Source organism: Paenibacillus sp. J5, assembly GCF_054955055.1.
This window is the reverse complement of sequence record NZ_JBUEDD010000002.1, coordinates 1-15,955: the sequence shown is the minus strand read 5'-3', so window position 1 is coordinate 15,955 and position 15,955 is coordinate 1. Positions and strand designations below refer to the sequence as shown.

Sequence of the window (15,955 nt, the reverse complement as noted above, 5' to 3'; positions counted from 1 at the left end):
CGAGTTACTCTCTACCGTATTATATTCATTCTCCCCGCTGCCCTGCCTATCGGCTACTACATATGCCTGTATCTTTGCTCAATGTGCAGCATTTCCTCATGTGACAACGGTCGTGCGAACTGACGGCGACGGTTGCCAATTACCCCATTCACCACAAATGCGGACAGCAGTATCCCTGCCGAGAGCACGGCGGCAACATTCGAGAGCAGTACAACTGTCATGACAAGGATGAACAGCAGCCAGACAAAGGCAATCCAGCAGACTGTTCGGCGCATGCTCCCCAGTTGCCAGACTCCACTGGACGACTCTGCAGAGAGCCGGCGCCGCAACAATCTGCGACCGCGTGGACGCAGCAGCTCCAGCCCGAGCGGAATAGCAGCAGCGGCACTTGAGCCCAACAGTGTAACCGCCGTGAGCAGCCACAGCCAGTCAGTCCCGAGCGCCCCTCCCCTCCAAGAATCAGGCTGCTGGGCATCTGTAGCCCGCTCCGGTACGATCCTCCCTTCGCTTCCTCCTGCCGATACTCTGTCCCGTGCAAGGCTCTCGCTGAGTGACAACTCCCCTGATGTCCGACTCTCCAGTGCCAGCGGCGGCCGCATGTTCTCTGACGCGAGGCCATGGCTGCCATCCCAAGGTCTAACGGCCTGCAACGTCCCGAGCACCGCCAGCCCAACCAGCACTAATGCAGCGATCAGCCGTCCTGGGGTTTGCCGCTCAGTTGAAACCGCCGCCATAGAACGCCCCCATGCTGATCTGCGATCTCGGAAGAAGGCGAACCACATGCGTGAGCTGGCATTCAACACCCCGAGCCCGCTTCCCCAGAGCGCCCCAAGCACTGCGAGTGGTACTAGCGCCGCGAGCCATCCGTTCCATACGCCGAGTCCCTTGCCGAGCAAGGTCATGAACAAGCCACTGCCCGAGCTGCCCCCAGCACCCACAGTCGCCTCTGCAGTGGACAGCGCCAGCACTGCCAGCAGCACATAACACGCGAGAAATCCATACACTGGCGCCAAATAGATGTTCCAGGGCACATGTTGCTCAGGCGCTGTCGCCTCTTCCATCGTATAGGCAGCAGCATCCGAGCCACTAAATAACCGGAACATGAGCAGCACTGCCATCATCATCGCCAGCCAGCCGCCGCTGCCAGCAGTCTCGGGGCGCAGCGTGAACAAAAATTCCGCAGGCTGCAGCCTTGGGCCGATAAACAAGAACAAGCCGGCCGCCACGCCAGCTACCAGTAATATTTGCAGCCATGTCCCGAGCTGCAGGAACAGCGCAACCCAGCGCCGACCGGTCCAGGCTACGAGCGCCTGCGAGCCGAGCAGCAGCGCAGCACATAGCATAAAGGATAGCCATCCGTTGCCCAGACCCGCATAGGTCGCGGCGAACGGCTGCACGAGCAATGCCCCCGCCCCAGCAAGCAGCACCAGCAGCGCCAGATCTCCGAAGCCGCGCAGCCATGCCGCTGCAAAGCCGAAGCCCTGGCCTCCGCGAGCCAATGCCCAGTGATAGCAGCCCCCGGCTGTCGGCAGCGCCGCCGCCAATTCCGCTTGGGCGGCCGCCAATGCGAATGCAAATAGCGCTGCCACAGGCAGCGCTATGCTAAATCCCCACGCCCCGGTCAGTGCATAGACCGGTCCGAAATACAGCGCCGCTCCGCCCAGCACCGACATCGTTGCAAATGAAGCGCTGAATGTGCCCCATCCGCTCCAGTTGCGGCTTAGCTGCTGGGCATAGCCCAGCTTGTTCAGCGACTGCTTATCCGATATATACTGTACATAGGCAGAAGCCGGCCTGCTGCCGCTCGCTGTGCGGCCGACCTGCCTTCCCGCTGCCACGGCCAGAAACAGTGCCACACCGCAGACGACAGCGAACAGCAATACACCAACCAGTACACTATACATGCCCTGCACCCCCTCCCGCTATATGTATGAGAGAGGGAGGGCATTTAATCATCGTACAAGCGAATTGAGCTTGTCCATCATGTCCTTATATTCCTTGGAGGCCTGCATAGCTGCAATATATGCATCCCATTCGTCAAGTGACGCTTCGCCCGTGATGACAGCACGCTTCATTTCCTCTGTCATGCTAATCAACTCGCTGAATGCGCCTCTGCTAAATACCGTATCGCGGCCAACAAGCGGCATCGCCGCTCTAGCCGAAGAGAGGCCGGTCGATGATGTGGCCGCTGTCGAACTCTTCTCCGAAGCAGTGGACGAAGCCGAACCCGTTGTCTGCCCCTTCACTGCCTTCCACTGCTCCACAGCCTCTGTATAAGCCGCGCGAGCTCGCAGGTCCAATCCTTCCAGCAGTTTGGCATCCGGCAACGCCTCCCTTCGGCCGAACAGGCTATCCACCGCCGCTTGCTCGGCAGTAGTCCAGCCATCCAGTTGGCGCCAACCGTCGGTCTGGCTGCGGGCAATCCCCTTGTCCAGCCAGTCGAGCAGGAATGGCACCATGTCCCTTCTCACTGTAACGGGGATGATATACATGCCTGAGCCAGCAGTATTATACGGCACTAGCTCCGAACCATCCTCCATCAGCAGGCCGGTGAGTGGGACCCACAGCGCCTCCGCACCGCTCCCTGGGCTCATCTGCTGTGTCAACATCGCCGCATCAGTCAACGTCATCGCCGCCAGTCCAACCTGCCCCGAGACGAGCATATCCCGTGCGCCCTCGCTAGACTGCGAAATAAAACCAGGGTCGAGCAGACCGTCCTTATGCGCCCGCGCGAGCCATTGCAGTGCCTTGCGCTCCTGCGGGAGTGTTACGGCGTCCACCACCTTGCCGCCAGACACCACGAAGCGATCAGGCAGACCGGTATACGCCTGCTCAACCCAGGAGAGCGAGCCGAGACTGTCCTCCGGCATCCTGCTGCTCAAGCCAATGACAGGCCCCTTCTTGCTTCCACCCGGCCATTGATCCGCGATCTGCTTCATCGCTGTATACAGCTCGTCCATCGTACTTGGAGGCGCGATGCCGAACTTGTCCAGCCAATCCTGGCGAATCATTGGATAAGGCGCATCCAGCTCGCTGTAAGGCCGTGGTATGCCGTAGATGCGGCCGTCGATTGTCCGAGCTGACGGCCCCCCGCGATCAACAAGCGCCTTCAAGCGTGGATATTGAGCAATGTCTTCGGTCAGATCGAGTGAAAAGGATTGGAACAGTTCATTATCAAGTATAAATGGCCGCTCAAGCAGCATCAGATCCGTCATATCTCCAGAAGCGATCGAAATATTGGTACGTTCATAATAATAATCCGGGTGATAGAGCTTTGCATTCACATTTACCTTCCAGTGCTCTTTCATATCATCGCTCAGCTTGTCCGGGTAGGACAGCACGCCATTATCGGCACGGGTCATCACGGAGAAGCTCGATATTATATTTGGGTCCCTCAGCAGAATCGGATGTCCGTTGCCCTTCCAGAACACCTGTAAACCGCTCTCGACAGCAGTCAGGCGAAGCGGCACATAGAGCTGTCCATAGCTTGTATAAGGCGCCACTCCCTCTAATTGAATCGTCTTGCCATTCTTTTGTGCTGTCTGCCTCCCCTTCCAGAACACCCAGGATTTCCCGTTCGGATGAATCGCTGACATCTTGCCTTCCACTTCATTCCATGTGACACGGTATCCGAGATAGGACAGCCACCCACGGGCGGGAATCATGCTGACCCCCTCCCAGATCGCAACATTCCACATATAAGGGGCGCCCTCCAGTTGGACAAGCGCCGAGCTATGCGAGTCCTGATCCTCGAATGGCTGAAGACCTAGCGCATAAGCTGAAGCACTGCTGTCAAGCGATCCGATCAGCAGTGCGGCGCCAAGCGCAGCTCCCATCCATTTCCTCACAGGCTTGTCTTGCTTTCTCATTCGCTAACCTCCTGTTCATCTAAGGCGAGAAGCAGCGGCACGCCTCAGGCTGCGCCACTGCCTCCCCAACCTGCACACTGGTATTGCTTAATCATTGGCCAGCATAATGCCTAGCGGCCCTTCTTCATTGGCAATATCCTGCACATCATAGACTGGAATCGGGAAATAAGGAAACCCGTAGACATAAGGCGTGATCTCATAGAGCTGAAAATAGACCACAAGTGAACGATCGGCAATATAAAAATCCTGATCCGGTCGGATACCCTCAAACGGACCAAACACGGGTACATCCCGCGCCTTGATCTGCGCCCCGATGATGGCATCCAGCCGTTTGCGATAGTCGCTGCCCGGTTTGAACAATTCAGAGAGCTTGTAGCGCTTGCCCGTCTTCGTGTCAAAAGTCAGCGAGGCTTGAAGCGTCAACCCGTGCGCCCCGCCCGTATAGGCATAATTGAACAGGGAGAGGCTGAGTATGTCCTTCTCATTCGTTTTGGTCTCGAACCATCCGATCATTTCGGAGCGCGGGTCCTCCAGCGAGCCTTGGCTGCTGACCAACCGGTGTACCTCGGCCCGAATCTCCTGATTGATCTTCTCCATCGCATTTCGATTCTCAAGACCCTGGACGACCGGCACCCACAGCTCAATCTTCGGATAAGTAAGACGGGTAGGCTGAATGACAGCCGGAGCAGCAAAAGCCATACAATAGACACCTGCCTGTCGATTAAGATGTTCCATTGTATGCACAGGCCCCTTGTTTCCATGCCTGATACTGGCTTAGAGACCCTATCAGAGCCCTACAACAGGCACAAGTGCAGCTCGTGCCACTCCATGCCGGCATGCTCTGATGCGCTGCGTCCCCGATACTGAAATCCCAGCCCCTCATAAAATCCGATCAAATGCGGCTCGCACATCAGCATGACCGCCTCCAGCCGCTCCTCACGGCAACTGGCAATAACACGCCGCATAAGCTCGCTTCCGACACCCTGACGGCGGAAACGGCTATCCACCGCCACAGTCAGCACACAGAAGCGGCAGCCTTGTGCTTCATCCTCATGCGCTGCCTTCATAGCGTCATCTGCACAGTCCTGCGCATTCGTTCTTACGCCGTTGGCGATGCCTGCAAGCTTCCCGCTGCCGCTATCCCAAGCCGACCAGAAGAAGGAAGGAAACCACTGCTTCCTATACTGAAACGCTTCCAGTGTTGCCGCTGCGGCTTCCGGGTAGCTGGCGGACTCCAGTGCGTAAGCCTGCTCCAGCTCATGGCGCTCGATGAGGCGGTAGTTCAGCCCGCTCATAGCTGCATCTTTTCAGCCGTCGTCAGGCGCCGTCCGCGCACATCAAGCACAAGTTGGCCTTGATTGAGACCAATTATGCGATCAGAGTACTTCTCCGCCAGCTCGCTCTGATGAAGAACAGCGATTACAGTGAGCCCTTGCTTGGTCAATTCCTTCAAGTCCTTCAGAATATTCTCCGCAGAATGCGGATCGAGTCCCCCGACCGGCTCGTCAGCCAGCAGCACCTTGGCGCCATGCACCAGCGCCCTGGCAATCGCCACCCGCTGCCGTTCTCCGCCGCTCAGCTTCTCGGCCTTCTGCCGTGACTTATCCAGCAGTCCCAGCTTCTCCAGCGTGTCCATGGCGCCCATATAGTCGTCATTGCGAACCATGCCCGTCACCATCCGCCATAGAGGCGTCTGATACTTTGTGCCAACCAGCACATTTTTAAGTGCCGTGCGGTTAGGCGACAGATGCGGCTTCTCCTCCAGGAAGGCGAACTCGCGCCGAATCTTGCGCAGCCCGGTCCAGGCGTTGCCCAAAATATCTGTTCCTTCTACGGTATACTTGCCGGACGTCCATTTTTCCCTTAATGCCAGACATTTGAGCAGCATGCTCTTGCCGCTGCCGCTTGCGCCGACAATCGTGACAAATTCGCCTTTATGCGCTACAAAGCTGACATCGGAGAGCACCTTTGGTCCCCCAGGTATTTGCTTGGTCAAACGGTCAATCTTGATCATCGCTTCGGCCCCTCCGTCTATTCTATAAATCTAGTTTACGGTAAATAAAAAATACTTTCCATACGAACAAACGTTTGATATAATAAAAGTAAGAACAAATGTTCTAAAATAAAGGATTCTGAAGGAGGATGATCATCATGCACAACTGCGAACATTATCGGTTTATCGAGAAGCATCGGCCGTGGAGGGATTTGACCTTTAAGTTTTATTCTGATGGAAGGTTGACGATTATTGATAACGGTGCAGGGGAGGTGATCACCCCTCGGGATTTGAAGGGCGCAAGCCATGATTTCTATGTACGCAAGCGAATTGCTTTCATTAAGAACGATCTGGAAGCCAAGCGATTAAGGTTTGCGTGATTGCATGTTCCGCTATATGCCACCTGGCCGCCATACAAGCGGCAGGAGAGGGGATCGTACAGCTCAGATGCAGATGCTCTATCATCTCGCGGCAACGATCGGCGCGATGATGCCGCAACCCGTGGTCGGCGCTGCGGGTGCTGTCAGTGATGGGAACGGTCGGACGCCTCTATATGTACAGCTTTTGTGGCTTCCGTCCGATTCTCATCCCAGGTTCCCCTCTCCTTCCGCTATTACAGCCCAGCCCTGTGGTCTGTCTTGGCGTATGGATTAATGCTGCTGCTTATTGATTCCGTTCAGGCTGGGCGGGCGATGAGCGGCTTTTTCCTGCTTCACCGTCTGCGCCTCTTCCTTCATCTGCGATTCGTTATGTTGATTCTCCGTCTGCTGGCTCCGATTATGCGGCATCCTGATCACCTCCGCTCTCATTATGCGCTGTAATCCAGCCGTTCTATTCATATACGCCTGTATTTCATGGGGATTTTTCGTATTGTTGTCCTAGGGTGGATCATGAGGACATATGTGGTTCAACTATCGCCGTCATGCAGCGAGGCAGCTTGCACTGGCAACTGAATCGGTTGACCTTGGCGGCGCATTCAGGTAGATTGGTAGAAGAGATGATAGGTTATCATCGTTGTTCGATATGAATTTTGGCTGCGAAGGAGCTTGTATGAAACAAACGCTTATATTTGATCTGGACGATACGTTGGTTCATTGCACGAAATATTTTCACCTTGCCCTCGACCGGTTTGTGGATCTGATGCAATCCTGGTTCGGACAATACGGCCTTACAGCGGACGATATTCGTCAAAAGCAGATCGAAATTGATATCGCCGGTGTTCAGGAGCTCGGCTTTCAATTCGATCACTTTCCCCAATCCTTCTTAATGACCTATGAATACTTTTCAGAGCGTTATGGAAGAAGGCAACAGCCTCTGGAGAAGGACAGACTATGGACGCTGGGCTGTAGTGTGCTCGATGAGGAGACGGAGCCCTATCCCTATATGGAAGAGACGCTTGACGTCCTCGCCGAGCAGGGACATACACTCCACTTGTACACTGGCGGGGAGACGCTGATTCAGCAGCGCAAGATAGAGCGTTTGGCGCTGGAGCGGTACTTTGAATCGCGTGTCTATGTGCGTCAGCATAAGAATAGCGAGGCGCTGGAGCAGATATTGACAGACGGACAGTTCGAGCGCTCACAGACATGGATGATCGGCAATTCCATCCGTACAGATGTGGTGCCTGCGTTAACGGCAGGCATCCATGCCATCCATGTGGAAGCCATCGACGAATGGGTGTATAACATGGTTCCTATCGATGTCGAGCCGCTCGGCGCGCTGCTGCTGCTCAAGCAACTGCGCGACGTGCCCGGTGCGATCTCGCAGTATGTCTGCTGCAGGTAACAACCCGCACCATCCCCTTCTATAATAACGCCCCACTTACACAGATTGATGTCAGTAAGTGGGGCGTTCATATGTCACGATGTTACGATATTATGACTCATATCGCACAGCCACATGGCCACGTTCTCGATCTTGCAGCACAACCGCACCCTTGCGTACCTGGCCGCTTGGCTGCCTGAATGTGAGCTTGCCTGTCGTTCCTTTCGTCACCAACTGCCTCGCCATCGCCGCGCTCAGCTTCTTCTCGGGCATCGCCTTCCAGATGACGAAGGTGCAGCCTTCCCGGTAGTGCGTACAGCCATAGCCGCGCTTGCCCTCGATGATCTGCCCCTTGCAGCCCTGACGCGGGCACGGGCCCAGCAGCTCTGGCTGCCTGGAGACGGCGGGCTCCGTCTCCGCAGTCAGACTGCGCGACGTGGCGACGCCAGAGGCTGCGCCCGTGCGAGCCATCGACCTTGCGCCGGCTGTCCGCTCAGAGGCTGACCTGCCTGCCGCCGAGCTGCCGCGGCTTCTCCCCTTGGCTGGTCCACTCTTGCGCCTGCCCTCCTCCTCCGCGAACAGCGATGGCGGAGCCGGACGCTGCGTTCGCACCTTCTGAACGATCAGGCGGGCGAATTGCTTCACCTTATCCATAAAATCGAGATCGCTGGCGGCTCCCTTGGAGATCTGATGCAGACGCTGCTCCCAGCGCCCCGTCATCTCCGGCGAAGCCAGCAGCTCGACGCCGGCATCGCGAATCAACTCAATGGCTGCGCAGCCCTTCGTTGTGATGTCGAGCTTTTTGCCGGATAGCGTAATATAGCCCACCTGCTTCAGTCGTTCGATGGTCGCTGCCCGAGTAGCCGGCGTGCCTAGCCCGGTGTCCTTCATCGCCTCCTTCAGCTCATCGTCCTCGATGCTCTTGCCTGCTGTCTCCATCGCCTTGAGCAGCGTGCCCTCTGTATAGGATTTGGGCGGCTGGGTCGTCTTCTCCTTCACCTCCGCCTCGCGGCACAGGACAGGCGCGTTCTTGTCGACAGAGAAGCTTCGGTCTACGATCATCTCCTCCTCCTCGTCATCCTCCGCTTTCTTCTTGCGGCTGCGACCAGGCTTGTCCTGCTCCTTCGTCTCCTCCTGCACTACCTTCCAGCCGGGATCAAGCTGCTGCTTGACCTTCGTTTTGAACCGCTCCTGCTCGACCTCTGTCAGCACCTCATGGTTGCTGTACACCGCCGGCGGATAATATTGCGACAGGAAACGCCGCACGATCAGATCATATATTTTTTGCTCATCTGCACTCAGCGTCCCGGCCTTCTTCGGCGTCGGCAGAATCGCGTGGTGATCCTCGACCTTGGATGGATTGCATACGGCCTTATTGCCCTTATGTACACGGGAACGATCCGCCCCTGTCGCCAGTTGACCATAGGATGTCTGCTGCAGCATCGTCAGCACCTTGTCCATGATCGGCAGATTCTCCTCCGTCACATAGTTCGAATTCGTGCGCGGATACGTAATCAGCTTATGCTTCTCATACAGCGCCTGTGCCACATCAAGCGTCTTCTTCGCAGGGAAACCGTATCTGCCATTCGCCTCACGCTGCAGCAATGTCAGATCGTATAGCCGGAACGGATACTCCTTGGACTCCTTCACCTCATAGGACAGGATGCGTCCCTCCTTGCCCTTGACCTTATCCGCCAGTGCCTGCGCCTTGAGCGGGTCGGTGAGCCGATCACCCTGCCACAGTCCGTTATAGCCGCCTGCAGCCTGCTTGAAGCTGGCCCGCAGCACGTAATATGTCTCCGGCTTGAACGCCTCGATCTCCTTATGACGGTCGAACAGCAGCGCCAACACGGGCGTCTGCACACGGCCGACAGACAGCAAGGCGCGATGGCGGATCGTGAAAGCGCGCGAGGCATTCATTCCGATCAGCCAGTCGGCCTCGCTGCGCGCCTTGGCTGCGCGGGTCAGCGGATCGTATTCCGTATCGCTGCGCAGCTTCTCGAAGCCGCGGCGGATCGTCTCTGGCGTCAGATCGGAGATCCATAGCCTGTCGGCGGGCAGCCGAATCTTCAAGTATTGAATGATGAGATGGAAGATCAACTGCCCCTCCCGCCCGGCGTCACATGCATTGACGACTCTGCCGCAGCGTCCGGCCAGCTCCTTGATCGTCTTCAATTGATCCCGTGTCCGGGGATTGGGCCATAGCTTGAAGCGATCAGGAATAATTGGCAGATCCTCGGCATTCCATTTCTTATACCTCGCATCGTACTGATCCGGCTCCGCCAGGCTGACCAGGTGGCCGATCGCCCAGGTAATAATATAGCGTTCCCCTTCCAGATAGGTGCGGCGGTTCTGCGCCCTAGGCTCCAGCACCGCCGCAATCGACCTGCCCATATCCGGCTTCTCCGCAATAATTAACGTTTTCACATGCCTCTCCCTCACTCTGCGTTAATAACGCGCAGCAACGCTTCTTCAATTCATACATCATAACGGAGCGTGCTACAGCAGCTACATCCGTCTGCCTTCCCGGTTGGTTGGCAAGCACCCTAAAATTGCATGAATCATCGAAGCATTCTGCTTCTGCACACCAGGCTGTTCATCCTCCCCTTAGCGGAAGCTGCACGCCCGTATACGTTCCTGGATGTCGTTGTCTAATATGTAATCCGCAATCTGTTGCTTCTCGTCTGCGGTGAACTGATATTCACAATCACAGCCCTCATCCAGCGGCACGATCTGGGCGATCTGTCCACCATGAGTGCAGATGACCATAATGGTCAGATCAATCAGGTCGTCCGGTGCCGCCCCTTGCAAGCCTGCCTCCAGCTCGAAGCGTAGCTCTACATCGATCCATTGTTCATCCCGCCGCTCCAGACGGGGGGTGAAGGAGGCGAATCTGAGCTGTGTAATCGTATCTGATCCGTATTTGATCACGCGTATTCCCTCCATTTTCGCATTATTATGCGATGTCATCCTCATATTTTACCATAGCTAATCATAATCTGCCTCTATATGCGGCTGCTTCTGGACATCGCCAAGTATCTGAGTAGCACAAAATAAGGCTCCCCTTATGACAGCAAATCGATCGGATCGTTTGCTTTCATAAGAGAAGCCTGATTGCTTCCACGATAGAAATTTCCCTTCCACACCTGATTGCACAGCACGGCCTATATGTCGCCTACCTGCCCCGCAGCAGCAATCGCTTCAACCTGACATAGCCGAGTCCATAGGCCAGAGCTAACAGCCCGACAAGCACGAGAATGAGCGCCAGTGTGGCTCCGATCGATAGCTCGCCACCGCCTGCGGCCGAGCCAAGCAGCCAGAAGAGCAAGGACGCGCCAATCCCCGCCCACGCTCCCGCACCGCTTGGCAATTGCTCGCTAATTTCCGCCGAGTTTTTCTGATCATTCTTCTCTATAGTAGCGAGCTGAATGCCCGCCGCAGCGATACCGACCAGGATAACGATCAGGCCGAAGCCAAGCAGCAGAGCGATGAACGACAAGCTTAGCTGTTGTGCGACGGGAAGTCCGCTGCATAGCGCAAATGCCCAGACACTCAGGAAGCTGATGCCTCCGATCGGCAGAGCCGCCAGCATCTTGCCAATTAACAGATGACGCGGGTGGGTCCCAGAAATAATATAGAACGCCAGATTGCGCCCTTCCCCTACGAACATCGCAGCCAGCACCTCGCCATAGCTGAGCAAGGCGACCAGCACACCGGCTGCGAGGACAAGCATGCCCTGCCACCTCTCATCCTGCTCGGCAATCATCGGCCCTAGAAAGTATGCGGCTATGAGACCAGCAAGAAGAAAGAGCAGACGCACATAGGTAATACGGTTTCTGCCGAATTGCAGCCATTCCTTCGCCTGAATCGCTCCTACAGCTCCTTGTGCCATCGCAGGCCAGCCAGACTTCGCCGAGGCGTTGCGACCGGTATCCAGCCGCTTGGATACAAGCTGCCAGCCTTGGCGGTAGACGGTCCCCAGACGAGTGGGCCACAGCCATAACGACAGCCCCATATAGGCGCCCGGCAGCATGAGAGCAGCCGCAACGAGATAGATCAGACTCTGGTTATCCCGCAGGAGACTCCCGATTAGCTCGAAGGGTACACCGCTCGCCAGCGTATAGACCAGATAGATGACCAGGGCGATGAATACCCCCGGCACCAGCACACGAGTAGCGCCCAGCACAGATGGGATTGCACGCACGAGATAGATGAGCGCGAGCAGCCCCGTCAGGTCACCCAGCAATCCGGCCCCAACGCTCAGCAACAGCAGCAGCGGCGCTGTCCAGGGGACCAGCTCGCCAGGAAGCAGATTGCTTAATACAATGGCTGTCAGCAGCCCGTTGAATGCCTTTGCCGGGAGCTCTGCCAGGACAACAGCGGACAGCATCTGCGCAGGCGGGCAGGCTGAGATATGCACGAATGGCAAGAAACGGTCGGAATACAGTTGCCCCTCCTGCTTGCCGAAGACATCCAATATGCTGATGAGCACAGACAGCCCCAAGATTAGAGCAATGACGATACCCAGACTATATTCGGGCGCATTGCGGAACAGGATGACGATCCAGGTAACAGCGCCTAATTGGGCAAGCTTCAGCCATAGCCCGAGCTTGAAGCGACTGAAGCGCCACGACTGATTCCATCTCTCCCGCCAGATGGCGGCAACAATTGCACGCAGCGGCAAGGCGCTCGTTGTGCGCGACATTAGCCAACCTCCAGTGCAGGCATATTTCCCGTCAGTTGCAGAAATACCTGCTCCAGATTGGCCTCTGGCAGCTCAAGCTGCACACGCAGCTCCTCCATCGTACCGAGCGCCTGCATCTCGCCCCGGTCAATAATCGCTACCCGGTCGGCAAGCTCCTCCGCCAGCGCCAGAATGTGGGTCGTAATGAAGACCGCGGTTCCCTGATTGGCCGCGGCCACGATCAGATCCTTCACCTCGCGCGCGGCGCGCGGGTCAAGACCGTTCGTGACTTCATCCAGCAGCAGAACCTTAGGCTGATGGATCAATCCGGCGGCGATCGCCATCTTGCGTTTCATGCCCAGAGAGAAGCCGCGAATCAGATGATCCCCCCACTGCTCCAGCTTCAGCGATTGCAGCAGCTCCTCCGTCCGCCGCCGCGCCTCCTGCTCCGCGACGCCATACATACCAGCGACGAACCACAGAAACTCCCGTGCCGTTAGCCCCTCTCGAAGCAGTGGATTATCCGGTACATAGCCAATCAGCTTGCGCGCCGTCAGCCCATCCCTGAACAGATCCTGTCCGCAGATGCTAATCTCCCCGTCGCTCGGGTCGAGCAGCCCAATCATCATCTTGATGGTGGTCGTCTTCCCGGCACCATTGCTGCCCAGGAAGGCCAGAATCTCTCCCGGCTCCACGGTCAGGTCGATGCCCTTGACCGCTTCGAAGCTGCCATACCGCTTGCGCAGCCCTGCAAGGCGAATCGCCTTGCCCTCTCCCTTGCCGCTGGACACCAGTCGCCTCCGAACAGGCACAGCGTCGCCTGGGTCCTCTTGCATGGTTGCAGATAACCCGCTTTCTGTATCGGCAATACCGCCTTCCCCGTGATAGGCTGCCACCTCCGTCCCCGCCAAGGGTGAGGCTCCCTCCTTGACAGCGCGATAACGTTCCAGGCTCTCCAAGTATGCGGCAGGCTCGTCGACACTGAATACGATGTGCTCCACACGTTCTGTCTTTTTGCTCGGCCACGGCATGGCCATCTCCATCGGCTCCTTCAGCTCGATCTCCAGCATGTTGAATTCATCAGCCACCAGAAACATCGACTTGCTGTCCGGGTCATACTTCATCTCCTGCTGCGGCAGTGATAGCTTGGAGGGCAGTCCTCCTCTGCGGGATACGATCGAAGCGATACGGTGATGCGGAACCTGAACCACGGAGCCAAAATAACGGAATTCCAGCCCCTCCTCACTTATCGTGTGGCGTTCCTTGATGACCACCAGCATACTCCGTGTCCCGGCAAACAGCACCAGCAAGCCTACGGCAAGCACGATCCAGTTCCATGGCGAGGACAACAACAGCGCTGCTACAAGGCTGCCAGCAAAAACCAGCGCTAACCCGATGAATAATCCAATCGTATTGCCGAGCAGCATGGAAGACTTTTTGCGGAACGTAAAATGGCTCACCTATCCAACCTCCATATTTTTGTATTGTAAGGAAACAAATTCAAAATCTATTATAGCATAATTGTATTATTTTTCATTTATCAAGCGTAAACGGCTGTCTCCGTCCTTAATAGGCCGGGCCCTATTAAAACAATCTGTTCCAGCTTGCTAAATGAGTAATGGTATCGATCTCCTTGGTTATCCCGGCAATCAGCTCCTGTTGATGCGTCATGAGGAAAAAATGCCCGCCGGGCAGCATCTCGCTTTTGAAGCGGCTGGCGGTGAATCGCTCCCAGTTGCGCAGTTGCGGCTCCGGCACCATCTCATCCTGCTTCCCTCCCCAAGCTACTATGGGGCATGTTAATTTGCCTCCCTCATACACATAGGTCTCTGACATCTGAAAATCAGCCCGCAAGATCGGCGAGCACAAATCCATAAGCTCTGTATCGGCGAGCACCTCTTCAGGAGTACCGCCATACAGGCGCAAGCCCGCCCGGAACTCCTCCTCCGGCAAATGGTGGATCGGCGCAATCTCCCGCTCCGCATCCGGGGCATTTCTTCCACCCACCATAAGCTGCATCGGGCCAACCCCGAACTGGGCTTTGCTATACAATGCCAGCTCAAAGGCCACAATCGCGCCCAGGCTATGCCCATAGAACAACACCGGCTTGTCCATATACGGGCGAATGGCATGTGCTGCGGAACTTGCCAATGCGCGGACATCCGTATAGAGCTCCTCCCCGATACGTGTACCGTGGCCTGGATACTGAACAGCCCATACTTCAACCGTATCCGGCAGCAGCTTATGCCAGTTGCGAAATACGGATGACGTCCCTCCTGCATAAGGGAAGCAAAACAGGCGAAACAGTGCGCGTTCATTTTTCTGCCGGCAACTTAGCCAGCGGCTGCTATCTGATAGATTCGTCAACCCGTTCAGCTCCTTCAAAAATGAGTTAATGAATAAAGCAGAGGGGAGAGACTTCCTCCCCCTTCTGCAATGAAACTACTGCTGCAGCACATCTTGCATATGTTGTGCGACAGCCTCCACATGAGGCGAATCCATCATCGTATGATGCTCGCCGGACACATAACGAACGTCGACACCTTGCAACGCAAGCTCCTCCCAGCCCATGGACGGTTCTCCGCCTGCGCTGCCCGGATCATCGACCCGAATAAGAGTGAGCGCTCCACTGTATCCTTCCGGCTCATAGCTGCGTGTAGCTGCTGACAGCTCGCGATAGATTCGAACCAGCGCCTCCGCATTTGCCGTGCTCATCTCGTCTGCCGCAACGCCGCGCGTCTTCGCCTCCTCCAGCAGTGCAGCGAGCTGCTCCTCCGATTCGACCTGCCTCACCTCGGCCAGCGGAATGTCGATCAGGCGCGACCATAGCTCGGCATCGCTCAGTTCCAACTCCTCGTCCTCTGTGTCATAGCGGGCAGGCGTGTCCAGCAAGAATAGCTGCTCGACCTCCGCACCCTCCAGGGTCAACTGGCGTGCCATCTCGTAGGCAATCGTGCCGCCGATAGACCAGCCTCCAAGACGGTATGGGCCGCCAGGATGAGCGCTGCGAAGCTGCTCGATGTAGTCCCTGGCCACCTCCTCGATCGTTCCGGTTGACATGCCGTCCAGCGCCCGCGACTGGAACGCATGGAACGGTTGATCTGGGCCAAGCAGCTTCGCCAGCGACATATACGCCAGTACCAAACCGCCAGCCGGATGGACGAAGAATAGCGGAGGACGGCTGCCATGCGGCTGAAGCGTGACCAGCGGATTGAACGGCGCAGCCGGGCTCTCCATCATGAGCACGCGAGCCAGTTCGGCAACCGTGCCCTTCTCCAGCACCAGGCTGACCGGCAGCTCGCTGCCGAATTCCTGCTTGATTCGCATTACCAGACGAATAGCCAACAATGAATGGCCTCCCAGCGCGTAGAACGAGTCATGAATGCCGATCTCCGACAACTCCAACTGCTCCTCGAACAACTGCATTAGCCTTAACTCCGTCACATTGCGCGGCGCAGTATACTCCCGGCTCTCCGGCAGCTCCGGCTGCGGCAGCGCCTTGCGGTCGATCTTGCCGCTGGCTGTCAGCGGCAGCCGCTCCAGCAGCACGATCGCAGACGGCACCATGTACGCCGGCAACTGCTCCTCCAGCGCCTTGCGCCAGGACTGCCGCAGCTCCGGCTCCGACGCCGCTCCTGTCCCGCC

General features: G+C 56.8%; 14 protein-coding genes. 2 read left to right on the top strand and 12 right to left on the bottom strand.

Annotation, left to right across the window (positions count from 1 at the left end; translation table 11 throughout):
• Positions 1-56: 56 nt before the first annotated feature.
• From ACY1JZ_RS02775 to ACY1JZ_RS02755, 5 genes are all read right to left on the bottom strand, one after another.
• On the bottom strand, positions 57-1,904 hold the full coding sequence (locus ACY1JZ_RS02775; protein ID WP_462627974.1) for an amino acid permease: 1,848 nt from the start codon (positions 1,902-1,904) through the stop codon (positions 57-59).
• 48 nt (positions 1,905-1,952) lie between these two features.
• Positions 1,953-3,869, bottom strand: coding sequence for a stalk domain-containing protein (locus ACY1JZ_RS02770; RefSeq protein WP_462627973.1), 1,917 nt, complete (start codon positions 3,867-3,869; stop codon positions 1,953-1,955).
• Positions 3,870-3,956: 87 nt separating this feature from the next.
• The gene (locus ACY1JZ_RS02765) at positions 3,957-4,604 is read right to left on the bottom strand and encodes a DUF3298 and DUF4163 domain-containing protein (protein ID WP_462627972.1); all 648 of its coding nucleotides are present in this window, start codon (positions 4,602-4,604) and stop codon (positions 3,957-3,959) included.
• A gap of 59 nt (positions 4,605-4,663) precedes the next feature.
• Complete coding sequence (locus ACY1JZ_RS02760) at positions 4,664-5,164, bottom strand: GNAT family N-acetyltransferase (RefSeq protein WP_462627971.1); 501 nt, start codon at positions 5,162-5,164, stop codon at positions 4,664-4,666.
• On the bottom strand, positions 5,161-5,883 hold the full coding sequence (locus ACY1JZ_RS02755; RefSeq protein ID WP_462627970.1) for a phosphonate ABC transporter ATP-binding protein: 723 nt from the start codon (positions 5,881-5,883) through the stop codon (positions 5,161-5,163). Before ACY1JZ_RS02755 ends, ACY1JZ_RS02760 begins: the two co-directional genes overlap by 4 nt.
• Positions 5,884-6,020: 137 nt before the next feature.
• Here ACY1JZ_RS02755 and ACY1JZ_RS02750 point away from each other — a divergent pair, with 137 nt between their 5' ends.
• Positions 6,021-6,242 carry a hypothetical protein gene (locus tag ACY1JZ_RS02750; protein ID WP_270171305.1) on the top strand — a complete coding sequence of 74 codons (222 nt, stop codon included), beginning with the start codon at positions 6,021-6,023 and terminating at the stop codon, positions 6,240-6,242.
• Positions 6,243-6,512: 270 nt separating this feature from the next.
• Here the strand turns inward: ACY1JZ_RS02750 and ACY1JZ_RS02745 are convergent, their stop codons facing one another.
• Positions 6,513-6,650, bottom strand: a complete 138-nt coding sequence (locus tag ACY1JZ_RS02745; protein ID WP_462627969.1) for a hypothetical protein — start codon at positions 6,648-6,650, stop codon at positions 6,513-6,515.
• A gap of 262 nt (positions 6,651-6,912) precedes the next feature.
• On the opposite strand from ACY1JZ_RS02745, the gene ACY1JZ_RS02740 reads away from it, so the two are divergent.
• A complete protein-coding gene (locus ACY1JZ_RS02740; protein WP_462627968.1) occupies positions 6,913-7,647 on the top strand; it encodes an HAD family hydrolase in 735 nt (244 codons plus the stop codon).
• 90 nt (positions 7,648-7,737) lie between these two features.
• Here ACY1JZ_RS02740 and ACY1JZ_RS02735 read toward each other — a convergent pair whose 3' ends face one another.
• From ACY1JZ_RS02735 to ACY1JZ_RS02710, 6 genes are all read right to left on the bottom strand, one after another.
• The gene (locus ACY1JZ_RS02735; protein ID WP_462627967.1) at positions 7,738-10,053 is read right to left on the bottom strand and encodes a type IA DNA topoisomerase; all 2,316 of its coding nucleotides are present in this window, start codon (positions 10,051-10,053) and stop codon (positions 7,738-7,740) included.
• A 180-nt stretch (positions 10,054-10,233) separates the two neighbouring features.
• Positions 10,234-10,557 (bottom strand): hypothetical protein, encoded by a 324-nt coding sequence (locus tag ACY1JZ_RS02730; RefSeq protein ID WP_270171309.1) that lies wholly within the window; start codon positions 10,555-10,557, stop codon positions 10,234-10,236.
• Between the two features lie 244 nt (positions 10,558-10,801).
• Positions 10,802-12,331, bottom strand: coding sequence for a hypothetical protein (locus ACY1JZ_RS02725; RefSeq protein ID WP_462627966.1), 1,530 nt, complete (start codon positions 12,329-12,331; stop codon positions 10,802-10,804).
• Positions 12,331-13,770, bottom strand: a complete 1,440-nt coding sequence (locus ACY1JZ_RS02720) for an ABC transporter ATP-binding protein (protein ID WP_462627965.1) — start codon at positions 13,768-13,770, stop codon at positions 12,331-12,333. Before ACY1JZ_RS02720 ends, ACY1JZ_RS02725 begins: the two co-directional genes overlap by 1 nt.
• Positions 13,771-13,894: 124 nt before the next feature.
• Positions 13,895-14,677: a thioesterase II family protein gene (locus tag ACY1JZ_RS02715; protein WP_462627964.1), complete on the bottom strand. Its 783-nt coding sequence runs from the start codon at positions 14,675-14,677 to the stop codon at positions 13,895-13,897.
• A gap of 75 nt (positions 14,678-14,752) precedes the next feature.
• Positions 14,753-15,955: thioesterase domain-containing protein (locus tag ACY1JZ_RS02710; RefSeq protein ID WP_462627963.1), on the bottom strand; the 1,203-nt coding region annotated here is incomplete at its 5' end.

Coding starts and splice junctions, on each gene's coding strand:
- ACY1JZ_RS02775 (WP_462627974.1), bottom strand. CDS start 1,904: ATGTATAGTGTACTGGTTGGTGTATTGCTGTTCGCTGTCGTCTGCGGT.
- ACY1JZ_RS02770 (WP_462627973.1), bottom strand. CDS start 3,869: ATGAGAAAGCAAGACAAGCCTGTGAGGAAATGGATGGGAGCTGCGCTT.
- ACY1JZ_RS02765 (WP_462627972.1), bottom strand. CDS start 4,604: ATGGAACATCTTAATCGACAGGCAGGTGTCTATTGTATGGCTTTTGCT.
- ACY1JZ_RS02760 (WP_462627971.1), bottom strand. CDS start 5,164: ATGAGCGGGCTGAACTACCGCCTCATCGAGCGCCATGAGCTGGAGCAG.
- ACY1JZ_RS02755 (WP_462627970.1), bottom strand. CDS start 5,883: ATGATCAAGATTGACCGTTTGACCAAGCAAATACCTGGGGGACCAAAG.
- ACY1JZ_RS02750 (WP_270171305.1), top strand. CDS start 6,021: ATGCACAACTGCGAACATTATCGGTTTATCGAGAAGCATCGGCCGTGG.
- ACY1JZ_RS02745 (WP_462627969.1), bottom strand. CDS start 6,650: ATGCCGCATAATCGGAGCCAGCAGACGGAGAATCAACATAACGAATCG.
- ACY1JZ_RS02740 (WP_462627968.1), top strand. CDS start 6,913: ATGAAACAAACGCTTATATTTGATCTGGACGATACGTTGGTTCATTGC.
- ACY1JZ_RS02725 (WP_462627966.1), bottom strand. CDS start 12,331: ATGTCGCGCACAACGAGCGCCTTGCCGCTGCGTGCAATTGTTGCCGCC.